The sequence below is a fragment of the Nocardia sp. NPDC006630 genome (genome assembly GCF_040611495.1).
GTDB lineage: Bacteria > Actinomycetota > Actinomycetes > Mycobacteriales > Mycobacteriaceae > Nocardia.
The window spans coordinates 19,157-34,623 of record NZ_JBEXOK010000004.1 but is presented as its reverse complement, the minus strand read 5'-3'; the positions used below and the strand labels follow the sequence as shown (position 1 = coordinate 34,623).

Sequence of the window (15,467 nt, the reverse complement as noted above, 5' to 3'; positions counted from 1 at the left end):
TTAGGTCAAGGGCTTCTTTGGCCGCAGCCAACCGAAGGTAAGCTCCACCGCACGCTTCCAGTTGTCGTACTCCTCGTCCCGCAGAGTGGGATCCATGCGCGGCACCCACTGGGCCGCCACCCGCCAGTTGTGGCGCAGGCCTTCGAGATCCGGCCAATAACCGACCGCCAGGCCCGCGGCGTAGGCCGCGCCGAGCGAGACGGTTTCGGCGACGATCGGCCGCATGACCGGAATATCGAGCACATCGGCGACGATCTGCATGAGCAGATTGTCGGAGGTCATACCGCCGGCGACGCGCAGGGCGGCCGCGCGCAGTCCGGCATCGGCGTTCATGGCCTCGAGCACATCGCGGGTCTGCCAGGCGGTGGCCTCCAGCACGGCTCGGGCTATGTGGCCCTTGGTGATATATGACGTGAGGCCGATGAGCAGGCCCCGGGCATCACTGCGCCAGTGTGGCGCGTACAGGCCGGAGAAGGCAGGGACGAGGTAGCAGCCGCCATTGTCTTCGACTGTGCCCGCGAGGGTTTCGATCTCCGGAGCACTGGCGATCAGGCCGATATTGTCGCGCAGCCACTGCACCAGTGAGCCGGTCACGGCAATCGGCCCCTCGAGGGCGTAGACCGGATCGGGGCCGACCTGGTAGCCGATGGTGGTCAGCAGGCCGTGCTGGGAGCGGACCAATTCCCGGCCGGTGTTCATCAGCAGGAAACCGCCTGTGCCATAGGTACATTCGGTCTCACCGGGCGCGAAGCAGGTCTGGCCGAACAATGCGGCGTGCTGGTCGCCGAGGGCGGCGGCAATGCGCACGCCGGGGACCACCCGGCGGGCGACGCCGAATTCACCGGTCGAGGGTTCGATGCGCGGGAGCATGGCCTTCGGAATACCGAAGAAGCGCAGCAGTTCATCGTCCCAGGCCAGGGTGGTGAGGTTCATCAGCAGCGTGCGACCGGCATTGGTCACATCGGTGACGTGCTCACCGTGATCCGCACCGCCGGTGAGATTCCAGATGAGCCAGGTCTCCATGGTGCCGAACAGGACGTCGCCGCGTTCGGCGCGCTCGCGCAGGCCGGGGACGGAATCGAGCAGCCAGCGCAGCCGGGGCGCGGCGAAGTAGGTGGCCAGCGGGAGCCCGCAGAGTTCCCGAATGCGTTGCGCCCCCGGGGATTCCCGCATCCGCTCGACCAGTTCCTCGGTGCGCACGTCCTGCCAGACGATGGCGCGGCCGATGGGGGTGCCGGTGCGGCTGTCCCACACCACGGTGGTCTCGCGCTGATTGGCAATGCCGACCGCCGCCACCTGATCGACGGTGATGGCCGAATCACGCAGTGCCGCAGGGACGATCTTCTCCACGGTGCGCCAGATCTCCAGCGCGTCCTGCTCCACCCAGCCGGGGTGCGGATAGTGCTGACGGTGTTCGCGCTGCGCGACGCCGACCAGACGGGCGCGCTGATCGAACAGGATGCAGCGGGTGGAGGTGGTGCCCTGATCGATCGCCAGCACATACCGTTGCGTCATCCGCGTCCGCTCCCGTCCTGAGTCGTTGCGCAGCACCGAGATGTCATTGCGCCACACCGAGATCCCGTGACACTGCCTGTGCAGCATCGCGCACCTGGCCGACCAGCGCCGGGCGCATGCGGAGTTGGCCGTCACAGAGGTGCTCGATCGGACCGGTAATGCCGAGCGCGCCCACCACCAGGCCGCCCCGGGCCCGAATCGGTGCGGCGATACCGGCCTCGCCCGAGCGGTACTCCCCTGTCTCACCGGCCCAGCCGGTGCGGCGGACCTCGGTCAGCGCCCGGCCGAGCGCAGGCTTGTCGACAATGGTGCGGTGCGTGAGGGCGGGCAGGTCGCCATCTTTGACGGTCGCCGCGAGTTCGGCGTCGTAGGCGAGCAGCACCTTGCCGAGCGCGGTCGCGTACGGCGGCAGTACTTCTCCCACGTCCAGCGCCTGTGCGGTGTTGTCCGGCCGGAAGACGTGATGGATCACCGTCACCGCGCCGTGCACCGGTGCGGCGATGCGCACCGATTCCCCGCTGCGCGCGGCGAGGGCGTCGGCCCGGTTGATGGCCCGGGAGCGCAGCTCATTGGTGTCGATATAACCCGCGCCCAATGACCCCAGCGCCGAACCCAACTGGTACTTGCCGGTGATCGGGTCCTGATCGATGAAGCCCACGCCCTGCAGGGTCTTGAGAATGCCGTGCGCGGTCGGTTTGGCCAGGCCCAGCGCCGCCGCGATCTCCCCCACGCCCATCCGCCCGGAGCCGCGCGCGAGCAGGCGCAACATGGCCGCCGCACGCTCGATCGACTGAATCGGACCCGGCATGTCCGTAACCTATCAGCAAACCGTTCGGCATTGTCGAACGGCTGACCTGTCAAGGAACGCCTGCAGTTCGTAGCGTTGACGTCGGGCCCGGCGGCGACCGTGCTCACCAGCGCAAACGGACTCAAAGACGAGTATCCGGAAAGGACCGCGATGACGCAGTACGTCGGAGCCATCGACCAAGGCACGACCTCCACGCGATTCATGGTGTTCGATCACGACGGCAATGTGGTTGCCCGCCATCAGCTCGAACATGAGCAGATCATGCCGCAGGCCGGCTGGGTGGAACACAATCCGGACGAGATCTGGGAACGCACCCGGACCGTGATCAAGAGCGCGCTGGCGGGCGCCAAACTCACGGCGAGTGATCTCACCGCCGTCGGCGTCACCAATCAGCGCGAGACCACCATCGTGTGGAACCGGCGCACCGGACGCCCCTATTACAACGCCATCGTCTGGCAGGACACCCGTACCGATCGCATCATCTCGGACCTGAACAAGGCCGGGCACGGCGAGCTGATCCGGCACAGGGCCGGACTGCCGCCCGCACCGTACTTCTCCGGCGGCAAGCTGCAGTGGATTCTCGAAAACGTCCCCGGCGTAAGGGAAGACGCCGAGAACGGCGATGCGCTCTTCGGCACCCCGGACTCCTGGTTGATCTGGAATCTCACCGGCGGCGCGCGCGACGGCGTGCACATCACCGATCCGACCAATGCCTCGCGGACCATGCTCATGGACCTCGAAACCCTGGACTGGGACGAGGAATTGCTGTCGGTCTTCGGAATTCCGCGGGCCATGCTGCCCGCCATCGCGCCGTCGTCCAATCCGGACGGGTTCGGCACCACCAATCCGGACGGCCCGTTCAAGGGCTCCGTGCGCATCACCGGCGTGCTCGGCGATCAGCAGGCCGCCACCGTCGGGCAGGTGTGCTTCCGGCCGGGTGAGGCCAAAAACACCTATGGCACAGGGAATTTCCTGATGCTCAATACCGGTACAGAGATTGTGCACTCCAAGCACGGGCTCTTGACCACCGTCGCCTACCAGTTCGGCGACGAGAAGCCGGTGTACGCGCTCGAGGGTTCGATCGCCGTCACCGGATCGGCCGTGCAGTGGCTGCGCGATCAGCTCGGAATCATTTCCGGCGCTTCGCAAATCGAGCGGCTGGCCAGTCAGGTCAGCGATACCGGGGGCGTGTACTTCGTGCCCGCCTTCTCGGGACTCTTCGCGCCGTACTGGCGACCCGATGCGCGCGGCGCCGTGCTCGGCCTGTCCCGCTACAGCAATAATGCCCACTTGGCCAGGGCCACACTGGAATCCATCTGCTACCAGACCCGCGATGTGGTCGAGGCCATGCAGCAGGACTCCGGGGTGAAGCTGGAGACCCTGCGGGTGGACGGCGGCGTCACCGCCAATGAACTGGCCATGCAGATCCAGGCCGATTTCCTCGGCGTCCCGGTGTCACGGCCGATGGTCCCGGAGACCACCGCACTCGGCGCGGCCTATGCCGCCGGTCTGGCCACCGGATTCTGGAACAACACAGACGAACTCGTCGCCAACTGGCACGAGGACAAGAACTGGCAGCCCACCTGGAGCGAGAAGCAGCGGCAACGCGGCTACGCCCGCTGGCTGAAGGCTGTCTCGCGCACCCTCGACTGGGTCGATATCGACGATGACGACGAGGACTGACGCGCCGCATGACTCAACAGAGCCATTTGAAGTGAGCACCGATAACAAGGAGCATTTCGTGTCCGCACAATTGGATCCTGCCTACCGCACCCGGGCGATCGATGCACTCGGCGACACCGAGATCGACGTCCTGGTCATCGGCGGCGGCGTGACCGGCGCCGGCGCCGCCCTGGACGCTGCCGCGCGCGGCCTGTCCGTCACCCTGGTCGAGGCCCGCGACTTCGCGGCCGGTACCTCCAGCCGTTCCTCCAAACTCATCCACGGTGGCCTGCGCTACCTGGAGCAGCTCGACTTCGCCCTGGTCCGTGAGGCTTTGAAGGAACGCGGGCTGCTGCTGAACAAGATCGCCCCGCACCTGGTGCATCCGGTGTCCTTCCTGTTCCCGCTGCAGCATCGCGTCTGGGAGCGCGCGTACATCGGCGCGGGCGTGGCGCTCTACGACACGCTCGGCGGCGCCCGCGCGGTGCCCATGCACCGGCACCTGACCCGCACCAGCGCACTGGAATTGGCTCCGGCGCTGAGGGAAGACGCCATGACCGGCGCCATCCGCTACTACGACGCACAGGTCGACGACGCCCGCCACACCATGATGCTGGCCCGCACCGCCGCCCAGCACGGCGCGACGGTGCTCACCCGGACCAAGGTGACCGGGCTGCTGCGCGACGGCGAGCAGGTGGCCGGCGCGCGGGTTCTGGACCTGGAAACCGGTCTGGAGCACACCATTCGGGCCCGCACCGTGATCAGCGCCACCGGCGTGTGGACCGATGACATGATCAAGATGACCGGTGTGGAATTCCCGTTCCACGTGCGCATGTCCAAGGGCGTGCACATCATGGTGCCGCGCGAGCGGCTCAATATGAACACCGGACTGATCATGCGCACCGAGAAGTCCGTGCTGTTCGTGATTCCGTGGGCCGAGCACTGGATCATCGGCACCACCGATACCGAGTGGTCGCTGGACAAGAACCACCCGACCGCGAGCGCCGCGGATGTGCAGTACATTCTCGACCACATCAATTCGCTGCTGCGCGAACCGATTACGCGCGCCGATATCGTCGGCACCTATGCCGGACTGCGGCCGCTCATGACCGGCGCCTCGAAGGAGACCTCGAAGCTCTCGCGCGAGCACGCGGTCGCCGAGCCTGCGCCCGGCTTGTTCGTCATCGCGGGCGGCAAGTACACCACCTACCGGGTGATGGCCGCCGATGTGGTCGATGCCGCCGCCGCGCGACTGGGCAGTGACGCACCGCCGTCGGTGACCGAGAGCCTGCCGCTGCTGGGCGCGGTCGGCTACCAGGACATGCTCGACGATGTGCGAGGGGTCGCACTGCGCGCCGAGCTGCCGATCGAAACCGTCGAGCACCTGCTCGGCCGGTACGGTTCGCTCACCGAGAGCCTTTTCGATCTGATTGCCGCGGTTCCCGCACTGCGCCAGCCGATTTCGGGCGCCGAGGACTACATTGCCGCCGAGGCCGTGTACGCCGTCACCCACGAGGGCGCGCTGCACCTCGACGACGTCCTCACCCGCCGCACCCGCATCTCCATCGAGGTGCCGGACCGCGGCTTGCGGGCGGCTCCCGAGATCGCGCGGCTCATCGCCCCGCATCTGAGCTGGGATGCCGAGCGGACCAATGCCGAGATCAACCAGTACTTCGACCGCGTGCACGCCGAACTGGCGGCCAATGCGGCCGATGACGACGAGGCGGCCAATGCGGCCCGCCTGCTCGCGGTCAGCTGACTCGTCCCGGACCCGATTCCAGTCCCGAATAGCGCCGCGCCGGAAGCATTTCCGGCGTGGCGCTGCCGCGTGCCCGCCGCCGGATTCGGCCGCGAATGAGCGGCTTGTGCGGGGCATCCCGGTCGTCGTAGCGTGTGTCTAAAGATTTGCTGAACGAAAGACCGTAAGGTCCGTTTCAGCTTCGACCCACCTTCGTCCGCACTGTCGCGACGCCGATCGGGAGGCGCATCAATGGGCTTCAGCACGATTTTCATCAGCGAGGCACTGGGCACGGGTGTGCTCATCCTGCTCGGCGCCGGTGTCGTTGCCAATGTATTGCTGGCAAAGTCGAAGGGGTTCGACGGCGGCTGGCTGCTCATCAGCTTCGGCTGGGGGCTCGGCGTTTTCGCCGGCGTCTATGTCGCCTACAAGACCGGCGGGCATCTCAATCCGGCTGTCACCATCGGCAATCTGTTCTCCGGCGCCGACGAGTACGCGCCCGGGGTGCCGGTGAACTTCACCAATACCGTCGCCTATCTCACCGGACAGCTGCTCGGCGCCTTCCTCGGTGCGTGCGCCGCCTTCGCGGCCTACAAGCGGCACTTCGACGAGGAGACCGATGAGGCCAAGAAGCTGGCGGTCTTCGCCACCGGGCCCGCGATCCGCTCCTACCGGTGGAATTTCCTCACCGAGGTGATCGCCACCTTCGCGCTGGTCTTCGTGATTCTGGCCTTCGGGCACACCCCGAGCGGATTGGGACCGCTGGCCGCGGCGCTGCTGGTCGTCGGCATCGGCGCCTCACTGGGCGGGCCGACCGGGTACGCCATCAACCCGGCACGCGACCTGGGACCCCGCATCGCCTATGCGCTGCTGCCCACCGGCCGGGCCGCGAACGTGCTGCCCGAACGCATTCCGGTCGATCTCGGTGGCGGATCGGCGGAGCGCATCCCCGAGCAGCTGCCCGCACGCCACGGATCAAAGCAGCACAAGAACGCCGACTGGGCCTACGCCTGGGTTCCGGTGCTGGGACCACTGGTCGGCGGCGCGCTGGCCGGATTGGTTGCGCAGCTCTACCTTTAGGGTCAGTTCACTCGGGACCTCCGGGGTCAGTTCACTCCGGCAACGGGCGCGAACGGCGCGTAGTCGCGGACGTGCCCTTCGGTCCAATCCCAGAGGGACATGGGATCGACCGCCACGCCGCGCTGCAGCAGCAGTCGCCAGCCGTTGTCCTGCTTCTCCCAGATATCGCCATCGCGATCGATATACAGTCCAGCGTTCTCGGGTTCGATTCCGCTGTTGCCTAACCCATTCGGGACATCGCATCGGTGCAGCATGTAAACCACCCTTCCTCATGCTTGTTTCCACCCGAAAGCATCCGCCAGAGCTCTTCCGATTCACTTCCGACGGGCTGGGTCACACCGGGATATTGTTAGCAATTCGAACAATTGGCCTTAGCACGCGAACAGGCTGACTTACCACCACATCCGTAACCATTCGACAACTATCGTGCAAACTTTTGGCATCTTCGACTTTTTGCGGGATAGTGCTCTTCTCATGGCAAACGTCCAGTTTGCTTTGCGACGAGAAGGGGTCGGGATGGCAGGGCCGGAGATCAGAGTGCTCGGCCCCCTGTTCCTGTCCGTCGACGGCCGGGAAGTCGCACTGGGAACTCCTATGCAGCGCGCGGTCCTGGGCCGCCTGATCGTCGCGCACGGCCAGGCCGTGAGCACGGAACGCCTGATCGAAGACCTGTGGGCCGGACAACCACCCGCCAAAGCCGCCTCGGTGCTACAGGTGCATATCCACAATCTGCGGCGGTTGTTCGAACCGGATCGGCCGCGGCGCGCGCCCGCCCGGCATATCGTGTCCGAATCGTCCGGTTATGCGCTGCGAATCGCCGAAAATGCCGTCGATGCATGGCACTTCGAAGAACAACTGCGCAGCTACCAGGAACTGATCAGCAATCCCGAAACCCGGCCGACTGCCATCCAGCGCAACACCATGCTGGAGTCGGCGCTCGCACAATGGCGCGGGCCGGCGCTGGAGGCGTTCGCCGACATCGAATGGGCCGCACCGGAAGCGCGGCGACTCAGCGATCTCCACCTGACCGCCATCGAACTCGATGCCCAGACCAAGCTCGAACTGGGCCGCTGGGGTGAGGTCGTGATCGGGCTGCGCGGACTGTTCGGCGCGCACCCCGGACGGGAGGAGCTCGTCCGGCTGCTCGCCATCGCGCAATATCAGCTCGGCCAGCAATTGGAGGCGCTCAATACGATTCGGCGCTCACGCGAATTCCTGGGCGAGGAATTCGGCGTCGATCCGGGACCGGCCCTGCGCCACCTCGAGACCGCGATCCTCACCCACGCCGCGGATCTGGCGCCGCTGGTCCAGGCTGCCGAAGCCGATGATCGGCCGGTGCTGCGGCACAGTGGCGGCAGCACCACCGCGGCCGAAACCCCGGCCGCCACCGGCTACGCCGCCGAACTCTCGGAACTGCTCACCCTGGCGGCGGCGGCGCGCGGCGGTGGCCTGCGGCTCGCCTGGGTGTCCGGTGAGGCAGGCATCGGCAAGACCACGCTGGCCGAAACCGCGCTCGCCGCACTGACGAACACCGGCTGGACGGTAGCGACCGGCAGCTGCCCGGAGATCGACGGCGCGCCCCCGGCCTGGGCATGGTCGGAGATCCACAGCGGACTCGAGGCCGCCACCGCGGCGCCGCTCGCGGCCGCGCCGGGGCCCGATACCGGCGCCGACGACGCCTTCACGCTCTCCCGCAAACTCGCCCAATCGTGTAGGAACGCGGCCACTTCCGGACCGGTGGCGCTGCTGCTGGAGGATGTGCACCGCGCCGATACCGCCACGCTGCAGGTGCTGCGGCAGGTGGTGAACTGGTTACGCGAGGAACCCGTCCTGGTGCTGGTCACCATGCGACGGTCGGAAGCCGGTGCGGTGGTGCACAATACGGCGGCCGCGCTCGCCCAGTACACCGCCGCGGCCTTGGAATTGAACGGCCTGGATCTGGCCGGGACACGCCGGACGGCGCAGGCCGCCGGACTCGCCCCGCTCAGTGACGACCTGCTCTCCCAACTGCACGCCCGCACCGGCGGAAATCCGCTCTTCGTCCGGGAACTGGCCAAACTGCTGGCCGCACACGGCAGCCTGGAGCAGGTGCCGGAGTCCATCCGGGACCTGATCGACAATCGCGTCGCACAGCTGCCCGCCGGTGTCACCGAAGTGCTGCAGCATATTTCGATCTGGGGCACGGGCAGCGAGCTCGGCATTCTGAGCCTGGCGGCGGGGTTGCCCGAGGACCGGCTCATCGACCTGATCGCCGCCGCCGAGGCGGCCGGACTGGTCGGCACCGGGCGCACCGGCAGTATCACCTTCGAACACGCGCTCATCCGGGATGCGGTGTACCTAGGCATTCCGGCGCTGCGGCGCGGTCGAATGCACTGGGCCGCACTGGAACTGCTGGAGGCACACGCCGCCGCGTACCCGGCCCTGGCCCGTGATCCAGAGGTGCTGGCCCGGCACGCCATTCTGGGTGCGAGCGCCGAAACCGCCAGGACCGCAATCGCACTGGTGCACGCGGCCGCCCAGCGCCGGATGGCCCGCCGCATGCGCAGCGAAACCGTCCGCCTGCTGCGCGCCGCCGTCGAATTGCACGAACTGGCCGGTGATGCCGCCGATCACGCGGACCGCGTGAATCGGACCGCCCTGCTGGATACGCGGTGCGCCCTGGTCACCGCGCTCGCCTACGACAATCAGCACCGCGCGGCGCGCACCGAGCGGGGCCGGGCTCTGACTCTGGCCGAGGAACTGGGCGGCGATCACCTGCGCGTGCGTGCCCTCACCTGCTGGCGCGCACCGGCGATCTGGGCGGTACGGGAACTGGGTACCCCCGATCACCGTATTCGCCAGGCGCTTTCCCGCGCGCTGGCGCCGTATCGCCTCCGCGTCGCCACCGAGCCCGCCCCCGGCACGGCGCTCGGCAGCGGGGCCGACGGCGCCCGGGCGCGCACGTCCATCGCGCTGCCGGAAACCCCGGAACGGCACACCCTGACCATCGGCGAGGCGTCCTGGCCGCCCAGCCATACCTACGGGATCATCGACCGCTCGGGGGTGGCAGCGGAATCAGCAGGGCCACTGGAGCTTTCGGACACCACCGCGCCCGCGATCGACCGGCCGGGCGAACAGCGCTCGCCGCAGGCTCTGATCCGGCTCCTGATCGCGGCGACTTTCGAGGCGGGGCTGGACGAGTACCAGGGCGGGCAACGGCTGGCAGGCCAGGCGGTGCGGCTGGCGCGGACCCTGGGCGATCCCGAATTGCTTTGTGCGGCAATCAATGCGACGACCCATCTGGAGTTCGACTACGGTCCCCGGTTCAACGAGCTGGCCGCCGAGCTGGAGCTGGTGGCCACGGAAGCGGGGCTCGCGGAATACCAGGCGCTCGCACACCATCTGCGATATCGCGCGGCGGTGGCACATGCGGAGCTGCGCGAAGCGGCCTGGCAGGCGGCGAGCGCGGTCGAGTACGCGGACGAAGGCCAGTTGCAGCCGCTGCTGGACATGGTGAGCTGCTTCGCGGCGACCATGGAGCTGCTACGCGGCGACATCGATCGGTCGGAGCTGCTGTACGCGGAATTCGGGCGGCGGATAGCGCGGTCCGGGACGACGAACGTGGCCGAGGTGGAACTGTTCTGCGCCATGGCGATCGGCTGGGCCCGCGGTGATCTGTCGGGACTGGCCGATCGTCTCGCGGAGGCATACACGGAGCTGCCGAGCCTGTTCGGGCAGGCATACGCGCTCGCGCTCGTGCACGCCGGGAAACCGGCGATCGCCCGTACCGTCTACGAGGCGACGGACCGGGTGCGGGAGGAGATGTATCCGGTGCTCATGTCGGCGCAGCGGGCGCGCAGCGCCATAGCGCTCGGCGAGACCGCGGACGTTCGCGCACTGTATGAATATCTGTCGCCGCACACCGGCACGATCATCGGCATGGAATCGGGCACGACCGCTTTCGGGCCGATGGATGCCGTGCTGGCCGAGCTGGCCGAGGCTCTCGGCGAGACGGATACGGCGGCCGGACATCGCGAACTCGCGCGGTTACTGCTGGAACGAATCCGCACCGAACTGCCAGTAACTGGAGATTCGCTACTTCGAGTGGCATAAGAACGGACAAAAAGGGAGGAGCCGGTGACCATGGTCACCGGCTCCTCCCGAATTTCCCTACGGGCGGGACTCATCGCCCGTATTTACTTCGCCCGCTGGTACGCCTCGACGATCTCGGCCGGGATACGGCCGCGCGAGGAGACCTGGTGCCCTTGGGCCCGTGCCCATTCCCGGATCGCGGTGCTCTCTTCACGATCCACCGCGGGGCGGGTGCGGCCGGTGACAGCCCCCACCTTGCGCTGCTTGGACCGACCCACCTTGCGGGCCTTCTCGGCCCACGGCTCGAGAGACTCCCGCAGCTTGCCGGCGTTCTTGATCGACAGATCGATCTCGTAATCCGAACCGTCGATCGAGAAAAAGACTGTCTCGTCGGCCTTCGATTCGCCGTCGTAGTCGTCAACCAGAGTTACGGTGACTTTCTTCGCCATGGACTGCCCTTCCACGTAGAGGTGCCGCTATTCGCCGAAATGCTAATGCCGCGGGAGGGAGGTTTCAAACCAGGCGCGAATCGAATTCCGTGAGCTCAGACTATTCTGCTATTACCGCGGTGACCGGAAGGTGTTCAGAACACCCGGAATGCGGTCAAGCGCCACCCGGAACGACCGCGGACAATGCGGGCGGCGAGCGCGAAATGCCGAGTTCCACGGTCGTATCCCGCACAGACTTCCGCCGCCCGCGACCCGGCCATGATCACATCGACCCTGGTGAGGGTCGCGGCCCCGAGACCGCGCCCCGGAACCTGACCACGATCGGCCACCGTGCGCAATGCGGCGATAACTCCGGACTCGGCGAGCGGGCGCAGTTGAAGCGGAGAACGACGGCCGTCGAGCACCTCCAGCGCCACCCGCAGCGCCGCAGCCGCGAATTGCCGGGCTACCACGTCGGATTCGTCACAGACGTCGGATTTCGCAGCGTGCGAAGCTCGCAATACCCGTTGTAGGGCAACGGTTCCGGACCGCCGCGACGTCGCATTCCGGAAGGCGCGATTGCGACAGGGCTGTTGGCGCAGCGGAGACGGCCCCGGCGGTGGGCGCAGCGGGGACGGCTCCAACTGCGGTGCGGGCCGCACGAATCCACCCTCGAAAACCATCTGCGCTCCCCTCGCCGCGGCACGCTGCCGATCGGCAGCAGTACCAGCCTGGCAGGGGTGTGAGCTGCGGTGAACCCGAAATCGAAGCTCGCGCACCCGGTCCCGGAGTGTCGGGCGTCCGCGGCTATTTCAGCAGCGCCAGCCGGCCCGCGAAATCGGTGGGCAGATACAGGATCGGGCTGGTGGTCCAGAGCTGACCGGACTGCGGATCGTACTGATCCGGCATGGCGACCCCGGCCGGCGCGAAGGCGTCGAAACCCCGCTCGGCCGTAGTGCGGGTGGCGCGCCACAGATGATCCTGGAAGGCCACCACGGCCGCCATATCGGTCGCTACGGCCGTACCGCGCAGCTGCGCGACCTTGGCGGCCACCCCGTCGGTGGAGAGGTACACGAGCGTTCCGTCGGCGGCCCGGTCCGGATCGATGGCGACCACATCGGTCATGCCGTAGCGAGACTTCAGGACTTCGGCGATCTCGGTCTGCGCGTAGACCGGAATGCCGCGATCGCCGCGCGCGGCCACCACGGCGGCGGCCAGCGCCTCGTTGACCGGTCCGGGTTCACCGATGGTGCGTGTCGAATCCGCGCCCGCCGGAAGGCGATTGCCGAAGCTGTAGGCGACGATCAGCGTCGCGGTGTCGGCGGGCGCGGTCGGGACCGTCCAGAGATCGACCGCGGCGGGCGGCGCCGCGGACGCGGTCACCGGGACCAGCCAGGCCACCGGTCCGAGTACCGCCACCGCCGCTGCTGCCGCCACCGCACGCTTGGAGCTCATGGCTCCGATGCTATCCACCCCGCGCACCGGCGCCCGGACCTCACCCCACCCGCGCGCCGGGCCGAGGGATTTGCCGCCCTCGGTCGCGGCTCACACCCGCGCGGGAGTCTTGTCCGCGACCACGGGTCGCAGGGTCTTGCGCAGATCGGTGCGCATGGTGGTGGCCGAGTCCAGCAGGTAGTTCTGCCGCACCTGCCACGGATGCCGGTCGCCCTGACGGGGGAATTCGGCGATCGAGCGCTGCACGTATCCGGACGCCAGATCCAGCAGCGGGCGCTCGCCGAGTACGCGCTCGGGCTGCGGCACCACGGCCGAATAGCCTTCGCGATCCATGTATGCCAGAACTTTGCAGACCAGCCGCGAGGTGAGGTCGGCGCGCAGCGTCCAGGAGGCATTGGTGTAACCGATGCACACCGCGAAGTTGGGGACGCCGGTCATCATGGTGCCCTGCCAGACGAACTGCTCGGACAGATCGACGGGCGCGCCGTCCACGCTGAGGCCGATGCCACCGAAGGCCAGCAGCTGCAGTCCGGTGGCCGTGATGACGATATCGGCCTCCAGCACCCGGCCCGACTTCAGCCGAATACCTTCCGGCACAAAGGTATCGATATGATCGGTGACCACCTCGGCCTTGCCCTTGCGCATGGCCTTGAAGAAGTCGGCGTCCGGCACCGCGCACAGCCGCTGATCCCACGGGTTGTAGGTCGGCGTGAAGTGCTCGGCAACCAGGCTCTCGTCCTTCAGGATTCGCGTGGTGAGCCCGGTCAGCATCTTGCGCGCGGATTCGGGGCGGCGCCGGCAGTACTGGTAGAAGCCGAGATTGAACAGAATGTTCTTGGTGCGGATGACGCGGTGCGCCAGCTCCGGCGGCAGCAGTTCGCGCAGCCGGTCCGCGATCTTGTCCCGGCCGGGCACGGCGGAGATCCAGGTGGGGCTGCGCTGCAGCATGGTCACCTGCGCGGCCTCCCCGGCCATGGCGGGCACCAGCGTGACGGCGGTCGCGCCGCTGCCGATGACCACCACCTTCTTCCCGGCGTAATCCAGGTTCTCCGGCCAGAATTGGGGATGCACGACCTGTCCGGCGAAGTCCTCGATACCGGGGAAGACGGGTTCGTGGCCGTGCTCGTAGTTGTAGTAACCGGCACACGAGTACAGGAATCCACAGGTGAGCGTGCGCTCCTCGAGCCCGTCGGCGGTGCGGACCGCCAGCGTCAGGGTCCAGTGCGAGGCGGCGCTGTCCCATTGTGCCGCAGTGACTTTGGTGTCGAAGCGAATGTGGCGGTCGATACCGTTCTCTTTCGCCGTGTCCTCGATATAGCGCAGGATGGACGGCCCGTCGGCAATGGACTTGGCGTCCCGCCACGGCTTGAACGGGTAGCCGAGGGTGAACATGTCCGAATCCGAGCGCACGCCCGGATAGCGGAACAGGTCCCAGGTACCGCCGAGCGCCGCGCGCGATTCGAGAATGGCGTAGCTGCGGCCGGGATGTTCGGCCTGCAATCGGTAGGCCGCGCCGATGCCGGAGAGTCCGGCGCCGACGATGACTACGTCGAGGTGCTCGGCTGTGACGGAAGTCGCGTCGCTCATGATCTCCAGTCTGTGTGCGCGGGGCGGCCCTTTCTTGACTTTGCGCGACAAGTATTTGATTCTGTACGACATGTCGGTCATCAGATCCGCGGGACTGCGCGGATTCCGCCTGACGGTGGGTGAGCTCGGCGGCAATGCCGAGGAGTTCGCCACCGCCTGCGGACTGCCCGTCGAGGCGCTGGACACCGACGATCTGCTCATTCCGGACCATGCGGTGGCCGCGGCCATGGAGCTCGCGGCGCAGCAGCTGAACTGCCCCGATCTCGGACTGCGCATGTCGCGGCGACAGGACCTGGACATGCTCGGACCGCTCACCCTGGCCATCCGGAACTCGCCCACGCTCGCCGATGTCCTGGAGTGCACCTCGCGGTACCTGTTCGTGCACGCGCGATCGCTGAGCCTGACCATGGAGCCGGACCCGTACGGGGATCGCAGCGTCATCGCACTGCGGTACGGCGTGACCATGGCCGGACTGCCGACGCCGGTGCAGGGCACCGATGTGGGATTGGCGTTCGTACACCGCACTATTCAGCGACTGGTCGAGGACCGGTACGGATTGCGGTCGGTGGAGCTGCCCTATCGGCCGGCGGCGCCCATTCACGTCTACGAGGAATTCTTCGGCGCCCCAGTGCGAATCGAGCGACCGGCCGCACTGCTGCGGGTGCCGAGCAGCCTGGCGGGCCGCCCGCTCTCCGGGGGTGACGAGAACCTGCATCGGCTCGCCATGGCCTTCCTCGCACAGCAGTCCGGGGACGCGTCCATGGCGATCACCCCGCAGGTGCGCATCACGCTGCAGAAACTTCTGGGCACCGCGGCGCCCGAAATCGGCGCTGTCGCACGGCTGCTCACCGTTCATCCGCGCACCCTGCAGCGGCGGCTGACGGCCGAGGGGACCACATTCGCGACGCTGCTGGACGAGGTGAGGCGAGGTGAGGCGAGGCGCTATCTCACCACCACGGATATGCCGATGAGCCAGGTGGCGTCACTGGTCGGATTGTCCGAACAGTCCACTTTCACGCGATGCTGTCAGCGCTGGTGGGGCACAACGCCGACGGCCGTCCGCCGCGCGCGGTCCACGCCGAACTGAAGCGATCTCCCGGCACCGGCCGAGGCGAGTTCGCCT

Annotated in this window: 12 protein-coding genes; 5 read left to right on the top strand and 7 right to left on the bottom strand. The window is 67.5% G+C overall.

The genetic code is table 11. The features are described 5' to 3' along the window. Complete coding sequence (glpK, locus tag ABZX86_RS11925; RefSeq protein ID WP_355123799.1) at window positions 1–1,515, bottom strand: glycerol kinase GlpK; 1,515 nt, start codon at window positions 1,513–1,515, stop codon at window positions 1–3. 43 nt (window positions 1,516–1,558) lie between these two features. After that, complete coding sequence (locus tag ABZX86_RS11920; protein WP_355122693.1) at window positions 1,559–2,323, bottom strand: IclR family transcriptional regulator; 765 nt, start codon at window positions 2,321–2,323, stop codon at window positions 1,559–1,561. A 150-nt stretch (window positions 2,324–2,473) separates the two neighbouring features. Here ABZX86_RS11920 and glpK (ABZX86_RS11915) point away from each other — a divergent pair, with 150 nt between their 5' ends. The 3 genes from glpK (ABZX86_RS11915) (at window position 2,474) to ABZX86_RS11905 (ending at window position 6,803) form a co-directional block, all read left to right on the top strand. Then, window positions 2,474–4,006, top strand: a complete 1,533-nt coding sequence (gene glpK / locus ABZX86_RS11915; protein WP_355122691.1) for a glycerol kinase GlpK — start codon at window positions 2,474–2,476, stop codon at window positions 4,004–4,006. A 58-nt stretch (window positions 4,007–4,064) separates the two neighbouring features. Beyond that, a complete protein-coding gene (gene glpD, locus ABZX86_RS11910) occupies window positions 4,065–5,744 on the top strand; it encodes a glycerol-3-phosphate dehydrogenase (RefSeq protein WP_355122689.1) in 1,680 nt (559 codons plus the stop codon). Window positions 5,745–5,975: 231 nt separating this feature from the next. After that, window positions 5,976–6,803 (top strand): MIP/aquaporin family protein, encoded by an 828-nt coding sequence (locus ABZX86_RS11905; RefSeq protein WP_355122687.1) that lies wholly within the window; start codon window positions 5,976–5,978, stop codon window positions 6,801–6,803. A gap of 26 nt (window positions 6,804–6,829) precedes the next feature. Here ABZX86_RS11905 and ABZX86_RS11900 read toward each other — a convergent pair whose 3' ends face one another. After that, on the bottom strand, window positions 6,830–7,057 hold the full coding sequence (locus ABZX86_RS11900) for a hypothetical protein (protein ID WP_355122685.1): 228 nt from the start codon (window positions 7,055–7,057) through the stop codon (window positions 6,830–6,832). 262 nt (window positions 7,058–7,319) lie between these two features. Here ABZX86_RS11900 and ABZX86_RS11895 point away from each other — a divergent pair, with 262 nt between their 5' ends. After that, window positions 7,320–10,895: a BTAD domain-containing putative transcriptional regulator gene (locus ABZX86_RS11895; RefSeq protein ID WP_355122683.1), complete on the top strand. Its 3,576-nt coding sequence runs from the start codon at window positions 7,320–7,322 to the stop codon at window positions 10,893–10,895. Between the two features lie 83 nt (window positions 10,896–10,978). Here the strand turns inward: ABZX86_RS11895 and ABZX86_RS11890 are convergent, their stop codons facing one another. From ABZX86_RS11890 to ABZX86_RS11875, 4 genes are all read right to left on the bottom strand, one after another. Beyond that, on the bottom strand, window positions 10,979–11,323 hold the full coding sequence (locus tag ABZX86_RS11890) for an Lsr2 family protein (protein WP_297614709.1): 345 nt from the start codon (window positions 11,321–11,323) through the stop codon (window positions 10,979–10,981). 134 nt (window positions 11,324–11,457) lie between these two features. Further along, window positions 11,458–11,985 carry an Rv3235 family protein gene (locus ABZX86_RS11885; protein WP_355122681.1) on the bottom strand — a complete coding sequence of 176 codons (528 nt, stop codon included), beginning with the start codon at window positions 11,983–11,985 and terminating at the stop codon, window positions 11,458–11,460. 124 nt (window positions 11,986–12,109) lie between these two features. Then, complete coding sequence (locus ABZX86_RS11880) at window positions 12,110–12,757, bottom strand: hypothetical protein (protein WP_355122679.1); 648 nt, start codon at window positions 12,755–12,757, stop codon at window positions 12,110–12,112. A 90-nt stretch (window positions 12,758–12,847) separates the two neighbouring features. Next, on the bottom strand, window positions 12,848–14,344 hold the full coding sequence (locus ABZX86_RS11875; protein ID WP_355122677.1) for an NAD(P)/FAD-dependent oxidoreductase: 1,497 nt from the start codon (window positions 14,342–14,344) through the stop codon (window positions 12,848–12,850). A 70-nt stretch (window positions 14,345–14,414) separates the two neighbouring features. On the opposite strand from ABZX86_RS11875, the gene ABZX86_RS11870 reads away from it, so the two are divergent. After that, entirely contained in the window at window positions 14,415–15,431 is a 1,017-nt protein-coding gene (locus ABZX86_RS11870) for an AraC family transcriptional regulator (protein ID WP_355122675.1), read from the top strand. Window positions 15,432–15,467: the final 36 nt, after the last annotated feature.

Excerpts from the sequence above, each read along its gene's own strand:
- glpK (WP_355123799.1), bottom strand. The coding sequence starts at position 1,515 with ATGACGCAACGGTATGTGCTGGCGATCGATCAGGGCACCACCTCCACC.
- ABZX86_RS11920 (WP_355122693.1), bottom strand. The coding sequence starts at position 2,323 with ATGCCGGGTCCGATTCAGTCGATCGAGCGTGCGGCGGCCATGTTGCGC.
- glpK (WP_355122691.1), top strand. The coding sequence starts at position 2,474 with ATGACGCAGTACGTCGGAGCCATCGACCAAGGCACGACCTCCACGCGA.
- ABZX86_RS11905 (WP_355122687.1), top strand. The coding sequence starts at position 5,976 with ATGGGCTTCAGCACGATTTTCATCAGCGAGGCACTGGGCACGGGTGTG.
- ABZX86_RS11900 (WP_355122685.1), bottom strand. The coding sequence starts at position 7,057 with ATGCTGCACCGATGCGATGTCCCGAATGGGTTAGGCAACAGCGGAATC.
- ABZX86_RS11895 (WP_355122683.1), top strand. The coding sequence starts at position 7,320 with ATGGCAGGGCCGGAGATCAGAGTGCTCGGCCCCCTGTTCCTGTCCGTC.
- ABZX86_RS11890 (WP_297614709.1), bottom strand. The coding sequence starts at position 11,323 with ATGGCGAAGAAAGTCACCGTAACTCTGGTTGACGACTACGACGGCGAA.
- ABZX86_RS11885 (WP_355122681.1), bottom strand. The coding sequence starts at position 11,985 with ATGGTTTTCGAGGGTGGATTCGTGCGGCCCGCACCGCAGTTGGAGCCG.
- ABZX86_RS11880 (WP_355122679.1), bottom strand. The coding sequence starts at position 12,757 with ATGAGCTCCAAGCGTGCGGTGGCGGCAGCAGCGGCGGTGGCGGTACTC.
- ABZX86_RS11875 (WP_355122677.1), bottom strand. The coding sequence starts at position 14,344 with ATGAGCGACGCGACTTCCGTCACAGCCGAGCACCTCGACGTAGTCATC.
- ABZX86_RS11870 (WP_355122675.1), top strand. The coding sequence starts at position 14,415 with ATGTCGGTCATCAGATCCGCGGGACTGCGCGGATTCCGCCTGACGGTG.